The organism is Streptomyces sp. NPDC048637, from assembly GCF_040650675.1.
Lineage (GTDB): Bacteria > Actinomycetota > Actinomycetes > Streptomycetales > Streptomycetaceae > Streptomyces.
In genome coordinates this window covers 181,579-195,785 of record NZ_JBEZHQ010000002.1, presented here as the reverse complement: position 1 = coordinate 195,785, position 14,207 = coordinate 181,579, and the positions used below count along the sequence as shown (strand labels likewise).

The following is a 14,207-nucleotide window of genomic DNA, read 5'->3' as shown; positions in this document are numbered from 1 at the left end:
GGAGAACAGCGATCGGTCAGTCAGGATGTTTGCCGCTGAGTGGCCGCACGGGAAGGGAACCACTCTGTGGGGCATCCTGCCTCGGTCGGGTGGTGAACCATCAGTCCGGGAACTGGCACGAATGCCGGGGGAGACACTGCACCGCTTCAGCAGAGCCGTGATTGAACCCTTGACCGAGAGGAGATAAGCGTGCGAACACTGAAGCCGGACGCCGCCCATCCGACGACGAGGAGAGTGCGGACCGCAACTGTCCTCGCGACCGCCACCCTCATACTGACGCCGCTCATCTGCACCCAGACGCCGGCCTTCGCTGACGGCGAGGAATGGTTCGACGAAGATGGGTCCAATAAAAAGATGACGGAAGTGGCACCTCTCAACCCGACAGAAAGCGTCCTGGGCTATCCGGTCGTAGGATTGGACCTCAAAGAGATCCAACGCGCCGACGTCGAGAAGAAGTACCCGCATGAGAAGGCGCTCGAGGACGCGCAAGGGAAACTCGGCATCAAATTTCAGCCCGATGTCCCTATCAAAGAGAATCCTGACATTCGCAACACGACCAGTGACGATACCGAGCCTTGGCTGTCGCAACTGGATGGCACGGCGAAGGTCACCGCCCAGACGGACTGTGGCAAAAGTGAGGCAACCGCTCCACCGTCTTGTGGTTTCGTGGGAGCACTCGACGAGGCGCACCCAAGCGCCACGGTAAGTGCACAGGTCACCGGCGACGCGGATTTCGAATTCAAGACCCAGACAACCGTCGCCCGAGAAGAGGGTAAGACCTCAGGCTGGTCTATAGGCGGGAAGGTCAGCGGAAAGGGCAGCGCGGAAGGAACGCCAGGCGGCGAGGGCGCACCAGAGTTCAATTTCTCCTACACTGAGTCGACGACAACGGTCAACAAGTGGCAACAATTGACCGAAGGAACGGTCAAGATGAAAATCCCTAAGGGGAAGACGGGCTGGGTTGATGGGCGCATGAACGGTGGGTGGTACATCGGTTACATCGTCCACCTGGTCAATGTCGTCGATCAGGGCGGCAAGAATCCCAGGCAGAAGATGACCCTGATTCCTGCACGAGTCATGATCCAATCCCCCAGCACGAAAAGCCCTATGACGTGGATCAAGCGGGCTCTGTGAGAAATACGGCTAATGGCTGTCCGTAATCCCTGGTGGATCAGCGCACGGCGTCAGATGCACTGCGTTCGCTGCACTCACTCCGTCTCGGCTGATCATTTGCTCTACGGTTGCCGAGCTGCGTCGAAAGGCGGAGGGACGTCCGGATACTGGGCGGGCGTATCCGGACGTTCCGACAACACGGAGTGGGGGCGCCTCCCAGCGTTAGCCGGGGGAGTGCCGTAGCTGCCACCGTGCGCCCGCCAGGGATTACGGAACAGCCCTTAGCGTGCTGGACACGCTAAGCAGAAGGAGCCACCTAAGCTCGGAGTCGGCGTGCCCCTCGCCCGCAGACTGCCAGCTGCGAGAGAAGGAAGCAGGGCGCCAATACACCCTGTGTAGCGGCGCCATGACGGGGTGTACGGACTTCCTCTTTATGTGGTGCGGACCCAGCAAAAGCCCCGGGGACGGAATTTCCCGCGTTCGCGACATTCCCCACGATCAAGATCAACCTTGTGGAACACCCTTGCTGAACAGGGACGTTGGGACCTACGTTTATTCATGTCGCTGACCACGACACGAGTGAAAAACGAGGGGAGCAATGCCGAAAACTCTTCACACGGGCGCCGGAGCGGGTACCGAGGTTCTCATGAAGGTTCTGCTCTATGCCATTTGGGGTGTGAGCCTCATTTTGACCGGCAAGTATCTGATCGAACCCCTGTGGGGCCAACTGCTCTTCACCTTCGTCACCGGCGGTATCGTGACCGCCATTGCGTCGAAGATGGACAGCGCCAAAAAGCAGAAAGAGAAAAGGTGATCCGCTCCCCGCATCCGTGGGAAGGGAACCAGCGCGCGCCGGGGCTGATGCCCCGGCGCGCGTCGGCGTCCGCGGAACTCAGTGTGAGTTCATCTGGCGGCGGTAGCGGACCCACGTCACGACCGTCAGGGACGCCGTGGTCCACATCAGGACGCTGGAAGTGGCCACGGACTCGACGTACTGCTCGTAGCCGTCTGCGCGCAACTCGACCGCGAGAAAGCCCAGCGCCGTCCCGAGCGCCGCAAGCGCGGCGGACAGGGTTGCGAAGGGAGGCTGTGTCATTCCATCTCCTTGAACTGTGGGCGGGCATGGTGATCATCAAAGCCTAAAGGCGAACTCGTCCCGCTGTGCTCAGACTTGGCCAGGGGCGAGGTGGTGCATGGGGGCGACGCCGCTGGTGGCCTCCTTACTGGACCCGGGTGAGCGGCTCATGCCGGATGGGAAAGTTCACCGAGCGGGCGATGAAACACACCGCATGCACTTCGCCATGCAGTGCGCGAGCCTTGTCCACCATCGACGCCTCGGCAACGGTCACCTCGGGGCGCAGCACGACCTCGGTGATCTGGCCTCCCCCACCGCTCGCGTCCATGGTCATGACCCCGTGAGCGCGGTCTTCGTAGTCGACCACGGTCACTCCGCCCACAGCGCACAGGTGGAGGTACCAGAGCATGTGGCACTGCGCGACCGAAGCCACCAGCAGTTCCTCGGGGTTCCAGCGGGACGGGTCGCCGCGAAAGGCCGGATCGGAGGAGGCGGCGATAGGCGCCTTCCCCGTCGCCAGGACTTCATGGGCACGACTGAAGGAACGGTAAGTATCCGTACCTGAGCCGAGGTTGCCGGTCCATTCAATCGCTACGTCGTATACGTGCGTCTCAGCCATGCAGTCAGGATAAGGACGGTCATGGCCTGAGCTTGGGCCGTACTCCAGATGATCCGGTCCCTGGTGCCAGTGGCTCACTCCATCCGTTGTCATCCTGACTCAAGATGTAGTACTTCTTATACATGAGCGAGCAGGTGCACAACAGGCTGGCGATGGTGCGAGCGGAACGCAAGGTGTCGCGACAGGCGCTGGCCGAAGCGGTCGGCGCCCACTACCAGACGATCGGCTATATCGAGCGCGGGCAGTACAACCCGAGCCTCGATCTCGCCCTGCGCATCGCCGAGTTCTTCGAACTGCCGGTGGAGGCACTCTTCTCCCTCCGGCCGTTCCGCCGGCTCACGGACGAGGTTTACGGGAGGAAGCAATGACCGCCACAGGCACGGCCCAGCGAGGCCGGCGCACGCGCTACGACGAGCGCATGTTCGCCGTCATGAACAACCGCGAGGGGCACGCGCTGTACGCGACGGCCGCCCGCCGTCGCACCGTCGTCACGGCCCACGTGGTGCTTACGGTGGCATCCGTGGCCACGGGCATCGGCATGTGCGTGACCGACCGGCGCGGGCTCGCCTTCGCCCTTCTTGCCCTGCTTCTTGTCCTGATCCTCCTGTGGTGTGTGGCCACCGGCGTGATCAACGGCGCCACCCGCGGCCTCCTCGAACTGCGGACGCACGTCCTGGACGAACGCCAACTGGCCGAGCGGGACCGGGTAGGGGCACGGGCGCACCGCCTGACCACCTACCTGCTGGCGGGCGCCGTCGTCGGCGTCGTCGCATACTGCTGGATTGGTCACGTATCGGCCGGAACTCTGCTCGTTCCGGTCCTGCTCACGGTATTCGTGGCGCACTGGCTGATGCCGATGTGGGTGGCCGGTCTGGCGGCCCGGGACGAACCGACGGAGAGCTCGGAGCAGGTGCCCGAGGCGCTCTAGCGGTGCTGTCCGGGGAGGTGGTGGATGGTGAGGCAGGTCCCGGCTGCGGGATCTTGAACGGGTGAGGGCCTTCCGGGTGCGGTGTGGATGACGACGTCCACACCGGCCGAAAGGCCCTCGTGCCCAAGGCCCTGGGCACGAGGGCCCTGGGCGAGGCGGGCATGACGGACCGGTCCTCCCGCCCCCAGCACAGCCCGCACCGCACCCCGACATGGACCGAACGCCGAATCATCAAGGTCCGCGTGCTGCGCCGGTGAGGCCCCGCCCGCAGGGCATCGCCCGCCTGCACAACCTCACCCTCGCGGCCAACTCACGTCTGGGCAGACCCCTCGGTCGTTACGCGGATGCGTGCCAGCCGATTGAGTAGATGTTCTTGTACATATTGTTGGAGGCGGTAGGAACCTTTGCCCCGAAGGTCTTCCCGAGACCTGAGAAGAGAGATTCCGGGGAGGATCCGATCGACTTGTCCCCGGGGAAGACGATCGGGAGCATGCCGACCGTGTAGTTGTAGGCGTCCTCCCAAGTGAAGGTGTTCTTGACTCCGTTCGTAGTGTTGGTCCAGCAGTTTGTTCCGGGGAATGCATCCATTGCGACGGCGGCGTTGGACGAGCGGGCAGTGCTCCAGGCAAAGCTCTTGCACAGGTTGCCGTCGGTGTGGACGGTCAGATCGGCCTTCCAGCCGGCGATTGTGGTGGCGCCCATTGCGGCCCAGGAGCCAGTGCCCTCCATTTGGAGAACCGGGGTGACTGCGCCGACTATGTACCCGCTCGGTGGGTCCGCCTCGACGCACTGCCCGGCGGTGACGGTGCCGGACTGATAGTGCCCGTCAGTGTCGACTCCTTCCGCATCGGTGGTGGTGTAGTCGAACACGAAGTAGGCGGTGAATGCGCCCCAGTTGCACATGCGAACGGAGTTGGCCCATCGCTCCGTGACAGAGAGCGGGATCGAATCAACGTGAGCGTTCTCTACGGCTTTTCCTTCCTGTACCGGGAAGAAGTTCCAGGTCAGGTCCGCAGCCGCCTCATTGGCCTTGTCTTTGGTGGTGAGTGCGTCCTTTCCATCTTGGCCATCGGAACAGTTCCCGTACTGGGGCGCCCAGGAACCCACCTCGGGCTCCTGCGATCGGTCAGATGTGAGGCATCCGTCCAGGTCCAGCGGCCTGACGAAGTAGCCTCCGGGGCGCAGGCCCGGGGTCACGTAGAACACTTGTGAGGACTCGTTGCACGTGGTCCACGTTGTCGGACCGCCGGCGGCGTTGTCCGCGGGAGGAGCGAGGCAGGTGTTGGTAGCTGTGCTTCTGATGCGAAAGTATCCGGAGCCCATGTCCATGGCGTCGTCCAGCGCCACCTCATTCCCGGGAACTGATCCACGGTCGAGTGCGGCTTGCGCCTTCTCCAGCGGCTTGTCTTCTGGCAGGCCGGCCTGCATGATCGTCGGCGCCCGCTCGTCGAATTTGCCAACGGTGAATGAGGTCCTGGCGATCTCAGAGTCGGCGACGCTCAGCGTTGCGTAGTAGCGTCCGCTTCTCCACGTCACGTTGGGATAAAACGAGCCGCTGGACTTACCTAGCATTGATTGAGCGATCCATTGATCTTTTCCGGGAGTCGACCCGACCTTGTAGATCGTGATCGAACTTTGATCGCTGGGAGATGCGTAGTCCAAGGTCACGTGTGCTCCCAATGCATAGGCGCTCGCATCCGCTCGCAAGCTGGGCGAGGCCTCATCGGCATGAGCCGGCAACGGGCCGAGCACCAGGGTGACGATCGCCGCACAGAGCACGGCCATGAACGCCGCCAGAGACCGTCTTCGCGAGCGATAGTTGAAACCAGGTCTACGTGACATTAGTTATTCCCTCCATGCCGAAGGCGCTGGGAAGCGTCTCAGAGAAAGGGAACATGACGAGACCGACGTGCTGGCCAACAATACGTGAACTACGTCCGAGTAGTCCGCTTAGGGCGCATATTGTGCGTGATCAAGCGCTCCGAGTGGAGTCTTTAATTCAGAGTCATCGAGACGCGCAGGTGGAGGCCGGCGAGGTAGCTGTCGGGGGTCTCGTCGTATCGGGTGGCGATGCCCCGCCAGGCCTTGAGCTTGTTGATCAGGCGCTCGACAGTGTTCCGTTCCTTGCTGAGGTCGGCGTCGTGGCTGACGGGCCGACGGTCTCCCTAGATGAATGAGTCGATGTTCTCAGTGGTCGTAGGCGGTCAGGGATCGTTTGGCTGGGGCTCCGGTGGTCCAGTTGTGCCAGATGGCGGTTGCCAGGGCCAGAAGGCGTTGGCCGGTGCGGGCGAAGACTCCGGGCGGGGTTCTGGCTCCGTGCTGTTCCCGCCAGGCACCAGGTGACGGGCATGCCCTCGGCGGTGGTGACCAGGTAGAGCCGCAGTCCCCAGAAAAAGCGGGAGTGGCTGCGGCAGAAGCCGTACCCGGCATGCTGGGGCAGGTAGCGGAAGAGGTGTCCCCGTCGGGCGTGGGCGAAGCGGATCCAGTGCCGGGCGGAGGGGAAACCGAGCAGGACCTGGGCGACGGCCAGGCACAGCAGTTCGGCGTGCGTCGGTTTCGGGGGTCGCCCGATCCGGCGACAAGGGGCCATGTGGTCGTCGATGAACACGTACAGTGCCGCCAGAAGGGCGTCCAGGTTTGTCGTCACACACGAGCCAACGGGCGCCCTTCGCCATGGTCGCGGCCAGCACAAACACCGGACTCATTCATCTAGCCGTCATCAGCGGCGCCCTGCTTCGCTGCCGCCGGGTGGCGGCAGTCGCGGCAGCGGCCCGGAGCCGGGGCGCGGAAGGCGCGGTCACAGCCGTCGCAGGTCTGGAGCGGGGCCGCGCGGGCGCGGGTGGCGGCCGCCGGGGATGCGGCCGGGAGGGGTGGCGGAAGCAGCTCCGTGAGGCGGTGGGCGAGCAGGGCCGCCGGGTACCGCAGGGTGGGTGGCAGACCGGCGGTCAGGGCGCTGCGCACGGCGTCCGGGGAGGCCCCGCGTTCCAGCCAGGCGGCAACGGACGGGGTGAGGCGCTGGATGTCCCGTACGGAGAGCAGCAGGCGGGGATCGTCCCGCCGGAGGTTCGCGAGGAGGGCGGCGGCCGGGGGGTGGTGGGCGCGGGTGCGGGGCTCGGGCAGGTGGGGTGCGGGGGAGGGTGCCGGGGCCCGCGGTGCCTGTGGCGTCTGCCGCGTCTGCGTGGGCTGTGGGTGGACCGACGGTCCGGGCGGTGGTGGCGTGGGCCCGGTGCGTAGGTGGGCAGGCTCAGGGGGCGATGCGGGCGCGGCGGGTTTCGGTGGGGGCGGTTCGGTGGCGGTGCGGCGTTTGGCCTGCTCGGCGGTCTCGCGGGCGCGGCGGGCGCGGGTGGCTGCCGGGTTGTTGTACGAGATCGTGAGCGTGACCAGCCGCCCGTCGTCGGTGCGCCGCCGGACCCGTTCGAGGTAGCCGTGCGCCTCCAACTCCCGTAAGGCGGCGGCGATCCGCCCCCGCCCCTCGGGGAACCTCCTGGCGAGCGTACGGATGTCGACCGGCGCGCCCTCGGGCAGCGACTGGATGTAGGCGGCGAGCCCGATCGCCAGGCCCGACAGCGAACGATGCTGGGTGAGGTGGTTGCCGACGATCGTGTAGCCGGGGTCTTGGAATTCGGTGACTTTGTGCACGCCGACCGGGGATCGGTGAACGTCGTACCGGGCGCGCGCAGGCGCATTAAACTGCTGCTCAGCCATCAGGAAGCTGTTCTCTTCCTCGTTGGTCAGGCCCTCGATCGGGATGCCAGTCCCGGCCGGGGGCCGTCGCATGTGTGCGGGTTTTCGGGGTCGTTGTTGCCGAGAGTGCATGGACGACGGCTGCGGAAGCCAGTCTTCCGGTCGGGGATCACCCGAGCGAGTGACGACGCGGCGCACCAGGGCCGGTTGGGCTGGGTTAGGTCGGTTTCTGTACCTGCGGTTATGGGTCTTTTGCGAGCCGAAACCCCGGCGCGCGGCGCACCGGCGCCCGGTTTTCCGGCCTCCGGTTGACGGGCCGTCGGCCGCCCCATCAGCCCCACATCGGCAGATCGAATTCCGCCCACACCGTCTTGCAGGGGAACGGTCCCCGACAGGTACCCCAGCGGTCGGCGAGCGCGTCGACCACCACCAGGCCGTGGCCCGAGTCCCGTACGCCCGGGACGTGCCGGTCCGGAAGCCGGTCGCCGCGTGCATCCGTCACCTCGATACGGAGCGTGTCCGCGTCAGACAGCACAGCGAGACGGAAGTCCCGGCCCGGTACGCGCCCGTGCGTGGCGGCGTTCGCGGCCAGCTCGGCGATGACATGGGCCGGGGCCTCGAACGACAGGCCCCAGGACCGCAGTTCCTCCGTGGCAAGGAGCCGCGCCAGACGAGCGCCCCGGCGGGTGGCGGACAGCTGGACCTTGAACTGGAGCTTGGACTCGGCGATTTCCTGATTCATGTCACTCAGCGTGGCCGCGCGTGCTTACGCTGAATAGTGATGACGCCAGTACTCATGGTGATGTCCACGGGTTGTCCAGAGGTGTCCCAGCTGTCCAGGAGGTGGAAGCGGATGCATGTTGACGGTGCGGAAGACGGGGGTTGGGAACTTGACCCAGAAGACGACGCGCAGGCGGCCGTTGAGACGGTCGGGCGCCAGCTCAAAATGTGGCGGGAGGCGGCGGGGCTGCGTCCGGCTGAGTTCGGGGCGGCCGTCGGGTACGGGGAGAACCTGATCTACAAAATCGAGCGTGGCGTGCGTATTCCCCGTCCGGAGTTCCTCGACAAGGCCGATGAAGTCTTGGGCGCGGGCGGGAAGATCGCCGCAATGAAGAAGGACGTGGAGCAGGCCCGGTACCCGAAGAAGGTGCGGGACCTGACGCGGTGGGAGGCCGAGGCGGTCGAACTAGGCGCGTATGGCAGCCACAATCTGCATGGGTTGTTGCAGACCAAGGAGTACGCGCGGGCGCTGTTCGAGATGCGACGGCCCGCCTGGTCGCAGGACAAAGTGGACCGCGAGGTGGCCGCACGAGTAACCCGGCGGTCGATCTTCGACCGCACGCCCGCTCCTGCCCTCACATTCGTCCAGGAAGAGGTGACGCTGCGCCGCCCTCTCGGAGGCACAATGGTCCTGCGCCGGCAGCTCGAACGTCTGTTGGAGGTGGGGCAGTTGCGGAACGTCGAGATCCAGGTAATGCCGACGAACCGCGAAGACCATGCAGGAATGGGCGGCAGGATCCAGTTGCTGAAGTTCGGGGACGGCTCGGTGGTAGGCCACTCCGAGGGGCAGTTCGGCAGTCGTCCGGTCTCCCACCCGAAGGAGATCCAGGTCCTTGAGCTGCGTTATGGCACCATCCGAGCCCAGGCTCTCACGCCCCGGGAGTCACTGGCCTTCATCGAGAAATTGCTGGGAGAGACATGACCCTGAAGCCCTCCGCCGGGACCGGCACCGAGCTGTCATGGTTCAAGAGCAGCTACAGCGGCGACAGCGACAGCAACGAGTGCCTCGAAGTCGCCCCCACCCCCTCCACCATCCACATCCGCGACTCCAAGAACCCCGACGGGCCGCAGCTGCGCCTCCGGCCGGCCGCCTGGGCCGACTTCGTGGCGTACGCCGCTGCCGAGGGCTGAGTCAGGCGAGGGGCTCGGGGGCTTTGGTCCTCGCCCCTCCCGCGTCGCCCGTATTGGGCGTACCGACCGGTTCGAAGAGCAGAATGGCGGTCTCTTCCTCCGCCAGCGGGCAGTGTTCGACGCCCTGCGGGACCACGAACAGCTCACCGGGCCCGAGCGTCACGTCGCCGTCCCTGAGCTGGATGGTGAGCCGGCCGCTGATGACCAGGAACAGCTCGTCGGTGTCGTCGTGCTTGTGCCAGACGAATTCGCCCTTCAGCTTGGCGAGTTTGACCTCGTAGTCGTTGAGTTGGGCGATCTTCTTCTGCGACCACAGGTCGCTGAACTGCGAGAGCTTGTCGGCGATATTGACGGGAACGGGAGAGTTGTTCATGCCTTGAGACTGCCGTGCCCGGCCCCCGGCGATCTTGTACGTTCCTGACATGACAGACGGCCCGCCCCCTGCAACGGTCAGCGCCTGGCGCCCGTCCGTGCCGGGAATCGCCGAGGTCTTCCACGCGCACTTCACCGAGCACGCGTATCCGTCCCACACCCATGCCACCTGGGCCTTGATGATCCTCAATGACGGGGCGGTCGACTTCGCCTGTGACCGCCACCGTCATGGCGCAACCGGCCGCGGCACCGTGGTGCTGCTGCCGCCCGGTGTCGCCCATGACGGCAGGACGGTCACCTCGGCCGGCTTCCGCAAGCGCGTGCTCTACCTCGACCCGGCCGTGCTCCCCGAGGAACTGACCGGCCGGGCGGTGGACGGCCCGGTCTTCGGCGATGAGCTGCTGCGCCATCGCATCCACCAGCTGCACATGTCCCTGGGCCACGCGGACGATGGGCACACGGATGGTGGGCACACGGGCGATGGGCGCCCGGGCGATGGGCACACGGGCGATGCGTTCGAAGCCGAATCCCGGTTGTCCTTCATCCGGGAACGGCTGCTCTTCCGCCTGGACGCGCTCCGGCTGCCGCGTACACCGGGCCGTGAGGCAAACCGGCTGGCCGCCGCGCTGCGGGATCTTCTGGACTCCCGCCTGCCGACCGGAATGTCCCTGCAGGAGGCGGCGGCCGTCCTGCACGCCCACCCCACACACCTGATCCGCTGTTTCAAGCAGACCTACGGTCTGCCGCCGCACGCCTACCTCACCGGCAAGCGCATCGAGCGGGCCCGTGGACTCCTCCTCGACGGCAGACGTCCGGCGGAGGTCGCGGCAACTGTGGGCTTCCACGATCAAGCCCATCTGAACCGGCACTTCACCCGGCACGTGGGCACGACCCCGGCGCGCTACGCGATCACGCGACCGCGCTCCTCCCGCTGACGGTGCCCCTGACCTGACGGTCGTGGAACGAGTAGACCTCGGCGCTGTGGTTGCCGACCGACCGCGCGATGTTCGGGGTCGCACCACATATCGGCATGTTCGCCGGGTCGACGTTCACCGGGGTCCCGCGACGGCAGATCATCTGGCCTGTGGCACACCTCGGAGCGGAGCAGTCCCTCGAACACGGCATCCGCCACCCGCACTTCGGGTGATCCGCGCCCTCCGAACGGAGACCGGTTGATGCTTATCGAACTACCAAGAAAAGCTCAAGAAAAGTCCATGGCGGATTTTACGGTCAGGCAAGGGGAACCCTGGCGGCGGCGCCTTTCCGGAAGTGAGGAAGATTGCGAGGAACGAAACGGAGGATTTGCACCCGCACGTACGGCGTCAAGATTCCCGGATTTCCGTTGCTTGCCACGCACGGCGGCGTCAGACTGAGTGTCAGTTGCTACGCCTGAGACGGGTGGCTCACAGGGCCGGCCGACAGGGGACCACGTAGCTTCGACGTGTCAACGGGGGAGAAGATTCGGTGCCTGAACTGCGCTTAAGAGCAATGTTGTGCACGGGCCACGTGAGTGGCTCATGACCGGCTCATTCATGGCGGGCATCGTTCTGAGTGGAATTTTCGTCGCCGCCGGCGTCATCGTTGCGGTCATCGCCGGAAAGAGCCGGGATGGCACTCTGCGCAAGAACTCTTTTGCGGGAGTACGCAGTAATAAGACCCAGAGCAGCGACACCGCGTGGCGGGCCGGGCAGCGCGCGGCCCAACGCAAATACGCGCGCCTGATCCCGGTGCTTCTGGTCGCCGCCATCGCGTCATTGGTCAACGCCTTCGCAGGTGGCCCGTCCTGGGCCTACGTGGTGATCGTCGTGATCAGTGGCAGCGCAGACACCGTGATCGCGGTGTCCTCCACCGCGGCCGCCCGCGCCGCGGCATGCGAGGAGCCCCCACACCAGGGCTAGGACGAAGCTCCTCCGCTCCCTCCGATGACCGATGGCGCCCTCGCCGGTACGGCGAACCGCCGCGCACGGGCGGCCGGTCATGGGCCGCAGTCGGCGAGTTCTCTTTGCCTGCCCGCGGGCAGGCCGCCCGCCGTCGCACGCTCCGGCATGGCCCACCACCCCAACCACCGACTGATGTGAAGGTAACCGATGCATCTCAAGAGAAATGTCGTACTCGCCTCGTCCGCCGCGGCGCTGGCCGGGATCGTCGCCTGCGGTGCAACAGCCGTGGCTGCCCCTCCGGCCCACGGGCCGGCGGCACAGGCAAAGGCAGCTGCTCCCGCCGCCGGCAGTGCCCCCGCGCACCACATCAAGTACTCCGACGAGGACATCGTCGGCCTGCTCATCTTCGCCAAGGGCAGGGCCGCCCACGACCAGCCTGCCCTGGCCAAGCAGATCAGGGCCCGGCGCACTTCCGGGGCCGACAAGGTGACGCCGGCGCAGATAGCCGCATTCACCAAGATACTCAAGAAGATCGACCCCGCCTTCCACGAGAAGGTGACGGTGCCCATCCAGATCAACGACCCGTTCCAGGCCAAGAAGGGCATGATCCGGCTCAGCGACGACGTCAAGAAGTACATCGCGCACCAGAAGGCGGCCACCACTACGGACACGGCCCGTGCCAACGGCTGGTGGTGGCATGACGTCAACGGCCTGATCGAGATCAACGTGGTGGGGGCCATCAACGTCATCGGATACGCGAATGTGGCCGGTGCGACGGAGGTGGCCGTCGCCCTGGTCGTCGTCCCGTCGGCGGTGAGCTACGGATTCGACATGAGTAAGCCCAACAGCCTGGATGCCGACAGCCTGGTGTCGGCGGTGGCCCGGAACCTGTAAGCGTTCGCCTGCCGAGCAGCCAGAACGACGGGTGTGCCGACCGTGGTGACCATCACGGCCGGCACACCCCGCTGATCCGCCGGACGACACGCACCCGAGGTCCCGCCCGCATGGCCAATACGCCCACCGGAAACACCCTCAAATCCACGGAGGAATCACATGCCTCCCTACGCCAACTCGCCTTGTTCGCCGTTGTATTGCTCTGCCTTTTCGGCTATCTCGCGGCGTCCCTCTTCTACACCCTGCCGAGCAATGCGCTGAGCAGCCGGCAGTCCAAGGGCGCTGCCAGGCAGGCCCTGAACATCCTGACGCCGGAGAACTGGGCCTTCTTCACCCGTGACCCCCAGACCGCGCAGATCGGTATCTATGCCCTGGGGGCAGACGGTTCGGTACGGAATCTGCTACGTACGCCGCAGGGCGCCCCGTCGAACCTGTTCGGGCTGTCCCGCACGCAACGCGCCCAGGGGCCGGAGCTGGGGTTTCTCAATGCAGCTGCGGCAGCGCACTGGACGGCCTGCGATGACCCCCTCGCCGATTGTCTGCGGGAGTTGTCCGGCGGAAGAGCGTGGCGGGTGAAGAACGAAAGCCCGGTGCCGACGGTGTGTGGTGACGCCTATCTCACTCAGGAGAAGACGGTGCCGTGGAGCTACCGGGAACAGGTTCCTTATCTCAGGCGAGTCGCCAAAGCCGCACACCTGGATATCCGATGCAGATAACGACCTCTGTCCAATCTCTCGCCGGTCGGCTTGCTGAGTTCACCGCACATCATGATCTGCGTTCCCGATGGTTCGGTGTCGGACGCAGCGTCATTGCCGTGGCTCAGCTGAGCGTTCTACTGCTGACCCCCGCCAAGGCCCTGCTCGTCCCGGTCGTCGGCATGGGCGAGTTTCCGCGGTGTGACACCGTTCGCGCCGCTTCCGCATGGTGTATCGGCGGCGATGCGGTGGGCATGGAGCCCCGGCGGTGGCTGCTGATCGTTGTGCTGCTCGTGGCCGCGAGTGGTTATCGGCCTCGGTGGACCGTGATCCCGCATGCCTGGGCCGCGTATTCCGTCGCGGTCAGCATTTCAGTGCCCGACGGTGGTGAGTCCGTCGGCATGATCATGTGCTTCCTGATGATTCCGGCCGGACTGGCCGACAGTCGCACCTGGCAATGGCATCGACCGGAAACCGCTCTTTCACCGTCGTGGCGCACCGTTTCGCTGGCCTTTTTTCTGGCCATCCGGGTGCAGATCGCCTATCTCTACCTCGACAGCGCCATCAGCAAGTTCGGTGTGGCCGACTGGGCCAATGGAACTGCCGAGTATTACTTCCTGCGCGACGGCATGTTCGGTGCGAGCTGGCCTTGGGACGGCATTCTGCTATGGATGTCCAAGAGTCCGCTGGTCGTGGTCTCCCTGACCTGGGGGGCACTGCTGATCGAAATCGCGATCGGGGTGTGTCTGCTGTCCTCCGGTCGCCGGCGCAAGGCCGGCATGGTCATGGACATCGTGCTGCACGGCTCGATCATCCTCACGATGGGCCTGTGGAGCTTCGCGCTGGTGATGATCGGTTCGGCGATTGTGTGCGCGACGCCGGACCGCCGCACGGCGGAACCGGTGGCCGCCGGCTTTGACAGCGGCGCTGCGGAGGCCAAGGCGCAGAACCCGGGCCGGAGCGCCGTACCGTGCCCGGAGTGCGGTGCGGCTGCCGCGTCCACTGCGGCCGTCTCTCCCGTGTGATGCAGGGCGAA

The 14,207-nt window shown here is 65.5% G+C and carries 18 protein-coding genes and 3 pseudogenes; 12 read left to right on the top strand and 9 right to left on the bottom strand.

The window, feature by feature from the left end; translation table 11 throughout:
* Positions 1-189: 189 nt before the first annotated feature.
* Entirely contained in the window at positions 190-1,134 is a 945-nt protein-coding gene (locus AB0C46_RS03725) for a hypothetical protein (protein ID WP_362825431.1), read from the top strand.
* 625 nt (positions 1,135-1,759) lie between these two features.
* Positions 1,760-1,927, top strand: coding sequence for a hypothetical protein (locus AB0C46_RS03720; RefSeq protein ID WP_362825429.1), 168 nt, complete (start codon positions 1,760-1,762; stop codon positions 1,925-1,927).
* A gap of 78 nt (positions 1,928-2,005) precedes the next feature.
* On the opposite strand, the gene AB0C46_RS03715 is transcribed toward AB0C46_RS03720, so the two are convergent.
* Both AB0C46_RS03715 and AB0C46_RS03710 read right to left on the bottom strand, forming a co-directional pair.
* Positions 2,006-2,209, bottom strand: a complete 204-nt coding sequence (locus AB0C46_RS03715; RefSeq protein WP_362825428.1) for an SCO3870 family protein — start codon at positions 2,207-2,209, stop codon at positions 2,006-2,008.
* 124 nt (positions 2,210-2,333) lie between these two features.
* A complete protein-coding gene (locus AB0C46_RS03710; RefSeq protein WP_362825426.1) occupies positions 2,334-2,807 on the bottom strand; it encodes an OsmC family protein in 474 nt (157 codons plus the stop codon).
* A 122-nt stretch (positions 2,808-2,929) separates the two neighbouring features.
* Here AB0C46_RS03710 and AB0C46_RS03705 point away from each other — a divergent pair, with 122 nt between their 5' ends.
* From AB0C46_RS03705 to AB0C46_RS03695, 3 genes and pseudogenes are all read left to right on the top strand, one after another.
* Positions 2,930-3,175 carry a helix-turn-helix transcriptional regulator gene (locus AB0C46_RS03705; RefSeq protein WP_362825424.1) on the top strand — a complete coding sequence of 82 codons (246 nt, stop codon included), beginning with the start codon at positions 2,930-2,932 and terminating at the stop codon, positions 3,173-3,175.
* Positions 3,172-3,735 carry a hypothetical protein gene (locus tag AB0C46_RS03700; protein ID WP_362825423.1) on the top strand — a complete coding sequence of 188 codons (564 nt, stop codon included), beginning with the start codon at positions 3,172-3,174 and terminating at the stop codon, positions 3,733-3,735. Before AB0C46_RS03705 ends, AB0C46_RS03700 begins: the two co-directional genes overlap by 4 nt.
* A gap of 146 nt (positions 3,736-3,881) precedes the next feature.
* Positions 3,882-3,989, top strand: a pseudogene (locus AB0C46_RS03695) (leucine zipper domain-containing protein); the annotation flags it as partial.
* Between the two features lie 82 nt (positions 3,990-4,071).
* On the opposite strand, the gene AB0C46_RS03690 reads toward AB0C46_RS03695, so the two are convergent.
* From AB0C46_RS03690 to AB0C46_RS03670, 5 genes and pseudogenes are all read right to left on the bottom strand, one after another.
* The gene (locus AB0C46_RS03690) at positions 4,072-5,403 is read right to left on the bottom strand and encodes a hypothetical protein (protein ID WP_362825421.1); all 1,332 of its coding nucleotides are present in this window, start codon (positions 5,401-5,403) and stop codon (positions 4,072-4,074) included.
* Positions 5,404-5,729: 326 nt separating this feature from the next.
* A pseudogene (locus AB0C46_RS03685) lies at positions 5,730-5,891 on the bottom strand (IS5/IS1182 family transposase); the annotation flags it as partial.
* A gap of 31 nt (positions 5,892-5,922) precedes the next feature.
* Positions 5,923-6,382 (bottom strand): annotated as a pseudogene (locus AB0C46_RS03680) (hypothetical protein).
* A gap of 62 nt (positions 6,383-6,444) precedes the next feature.
* Complete coding sequence (locus tag AB0C46_RS03675; RefSeq protein ID WP_362825792.1) at positions 6,445-7,440, bottom strand: helix-turn-helix domain-containing protein; 996 nt, start codon at positions 7,438-7,440, stop codon at positions 6,445-6,447.
* A gap of 310 nt (positions 7,441-7,750) precedes the next feature.
* A complete protein-coding gene (locus tag AB0C46_RS03670) occupies positions 7,751-8,161 on the bottom strand; it encodes an ATP-binding protein (RefSeq protein WP_362825420.1) in 411 nt (136 codons plus the stop codon).
* A gap of 111 nt (positions 8,162-8,272) precedes the next feature.
* On the opposite strand from AB0C46_RS03670, the gene AB0C46_RS03665 reads away from it, so the two are divergent.
* Together AB0C46_RS03665 and AB0C46_RS03660 are read left to right on the top strand one after the other, a co-directional pair.
* A complete protein-coding gene (locus AB0C46_RS03665; RefSeq protein ID WP_362825418.1) occupies positions 8,273-9,121 on the top strand; it encodes a helix-turn-helix transcriptional regulator in 849 nt (282 codons plus the stop codon).
* Positions 9,118-9,330 (top strand): DUF397 domain-containing protein, encoded by a 213-nt coding sequence (locus AB0C46_RS03660; protein ID WP_362825416.1) that lies wholly within the window; start codon positions 9,118-9,120, stop codon positions 9,328-9,330. Before AB0C46_RS03665 ends, AB0C46_RS03660 begins: the two co-directional genes overlap by 4 nt.
* A 1-nt stretch (position 9,331) precedes the next feature.
* On the opposite strand, the gene AB0C46_RS03655 is transcribed toward AB0C46_RS03660, so the two are convergent.
* The gene (locus AB0C46_RS03655) at positions 9,332-9,703 is read right to left on the bottom strand and encodes a cupin domain-containing protein (RefSeq protein ID WP_362825415.1); all 372 of its coding nucleotides are present in this window, start codon (positions 9,701-9,703) and stop codon (positions 9,332-9,334) included.
* A gap of 49 nt (positions 9,704-9,752) precedes the next feature.
* Here AB0C46_RS03655 and AB0C46_RS03650 point away from each other — a divergent pair, with 49 nt between their 5' ends.
* Entirely contained in the window at positions 9,753-10,637 is an 885-nt protein-coding gene (locus AB0C46_RS03650; RefSeq protein ID WP_362825413.1) for an AraC family transcriptional regulator, read from the top strand.
* Here the strand turns inward: AB0C46_RS03650 and AB0C46_RS03645 are convergent.
* On the bottom strand, positions 10,612-10,779 hold the full coding sequence (locus AB0C46_RS03645) for a hypothetical protein (protein WP_362825411.1): 168 nt from the start codon (positions 10,777-10,779) through the stop codon (positions 10,612-10,614). The two genes, AB0C46_RS03650 and AB0C46_RS03645, sit on opposite strands and share 26 nt — an antisense overlap.
* Positions 10,780-11,219: 440 nt before the next feature.
* Between AB0C46_RS03645 and AB0C46_RS03640 the strand changes: the two genes are divergently transcribed.
* The 4 genes from AB0C46_RS03640 to AB0C46_RS03625 all read left to right on the top strand — a co-directional run bounded on the left by AB0C46_RS03640 (position 11,220) and on the right by AB0C46_RS03625 (position 14,196).
* Positions 11,220-11,600: an SdpI family protein gene (locus AB0C46_RS03640; protein WP_362825409.1), complete on the top strand. Its 381-nt coding sequence runs from the start codon at positions 11,220-11,222 to the stop codon at positions 11,598-11,600.
* Between the two features lie 189 nt (positions 11,601-11,789).
* A complete protein-coding gene (locus AB0C46_RS03635; protein ID WP_362825407.1) occupies positions 11,790-12,476 on the top strand; it encodes a hypothetical protein in 687 nt (228 codons plus the stop codon).
* A gap of 110 nt (positions 12,477-12,586) precedes the next feature.
* Positions 12,587-13,192: an SdpA family antimicrobial peptide system protein gene (locus AB0C46_RS03630; protein ID WP_362825405.1), complete on the top strand. Its 606-nt coding sequence runs from the start codon at positions 12,587-12,589 to the stop codon at positions 13,190-13,192.
* On the top strand, positions 13,183-14,196 hold the full coding sequence (locus AB0C46_RS03625) for a sporulation-delaying protein SdpB family protein (RefSeq protein ID WP_362825403.1): 1,014 nt from the start codon (positions 13,183-13,185) through the stop codon (positions 14,194-14,196). The genes AB0C46_RS03630 and AB0C46_RS03625 overlap by 10 nt, the downstream gene beginning before the upstream one ends.
* Positions 14,197-14,207: the final 11 nt, after the last annotated feature.

What these genes read in the sequence shown, in the direction of transcription:
- AB0C46_RS03720 (WP_362825429.1), top strand. Translation starts at nt 1,760, where the DNA reads ATGAAGGTTCTGCTCTATGCCATTTGGGGTGTGAGCCTCATTTTGACC.
- AB0C46_RS03715 (WP_362825428.1), bottom strand. Translation starts at nt 2,209, where the DNA reads ATGACACAGCCTCCCTTCGCAACCCTGTCCGCCGCGCTTGCGGCGCTC.
- AB0C46_RS03710 (WP_362825426.1), bottom strand. Translation starts at nt 2,807, where the DNA reads ATGGCTGAGACGCACGTATACGACGTAGCGATTGAATGGACCGGCAAC.
- AB0C46_RS03705 (WP_362825424.1), top strand. Translation starts at nt 2,930, where the DNA reads ATGAGCGAGCAGGTGCACAACAGGCTGGCGATGGTGCGAGCGGAACGC.
- AB0C46_RS03700 (WP_362825423.1), top strand. Translation starts at nt 3,172, where the DNA reads ATGACCGCCACAGGCACGGCCCAGCGAGGCCGGCGCACGCGCTACGAC.
- AB0C46_RS03675 (WP_362825792.1), bottom strand. Translation starts at nt 7,440, where the DNA reads ATGGCTGAGCAGCAGTTTAATGCGCCTGCGCGCGCCCGGTACGACGTT.
- AB0C46_RS03670 (WP_362825420.1), bottom strand. Translation starts at nt 8,161, where the DNA reads ATGAATCAGGAAATCGCCGAGTCCAAGCTCCAGTTCAAGGTCCAGCTG.
- AB0C46_RS03665 (WP_362825418.1), top strand. Translation starts at nt 8,273, where the DNA reads ATGCATGTTGACGGTGCGGAAGACGGGGGTTGGGAACTTGACCCAGAA.
- AB0C46_RS03660 (WP_362825416.1), top strand. Translation starts at nt 9,118, where the DNA reads ATGACCCTGAAGCCCTCCGCCGGGACCGGCACCGAGCTGTCATGGTTC.
- AB0C46_RS03655 (WP_362825415.1), bottom strand. Translation starts at nt 9,703, where the DNA reads ATGAACAACTCTCCCGTTCCCGTCAATATCGCCGACAAGCTCTCGCAG.
- AB0C46_RS03650 (WP_362825413.1), top strand. Translation starts at nt 9,753, where the DNA reads ATGACAGACGGCCCGCCCCCTGCAACGGTCAGCGCCTGGCGCCCGTCC.
- AB0C46_RS03645 (WP_362825411.1), bottom strand. Translation starts at nt 10,779, where the DNA reads ATGATCTGCCGTCGCGGGACCCCGGTGAACGTCGACCCGGCGAACATG.
- AB0C46_RS03640 (WP_362825409.1), top strand. Translation starts at nt 11,220, where the DNA reads ATGACCGGCTCATTCATGGCGGGCATCGTTCTGAGTGGAATTTTCGTC.
- AB0C46_RS03635 (WP_362825407.1), top strand. Translation starts at nt 11,790, where the DNA reads ATGCATCTCAAGAGAAATGTCGTACTCGCCTCGTCCGCCGCGGCGCTG.
- AB0C46_RS03630 (WP_362825405.1), top strand. Translation starts at nt 12,587, where the DNA reads ATGGCCAATACGCCCACCGGAAACACCCTCAAATCCACGGAGGAATCA.
- AB0C46_RS03625 (WP_362825403.1), top strand. Translation starts at nt 13,183, where the DNA reads ATGCAGATAACGACCTCTGTCCAATCTCTCGCCGGTCGGCTTGCTGAG.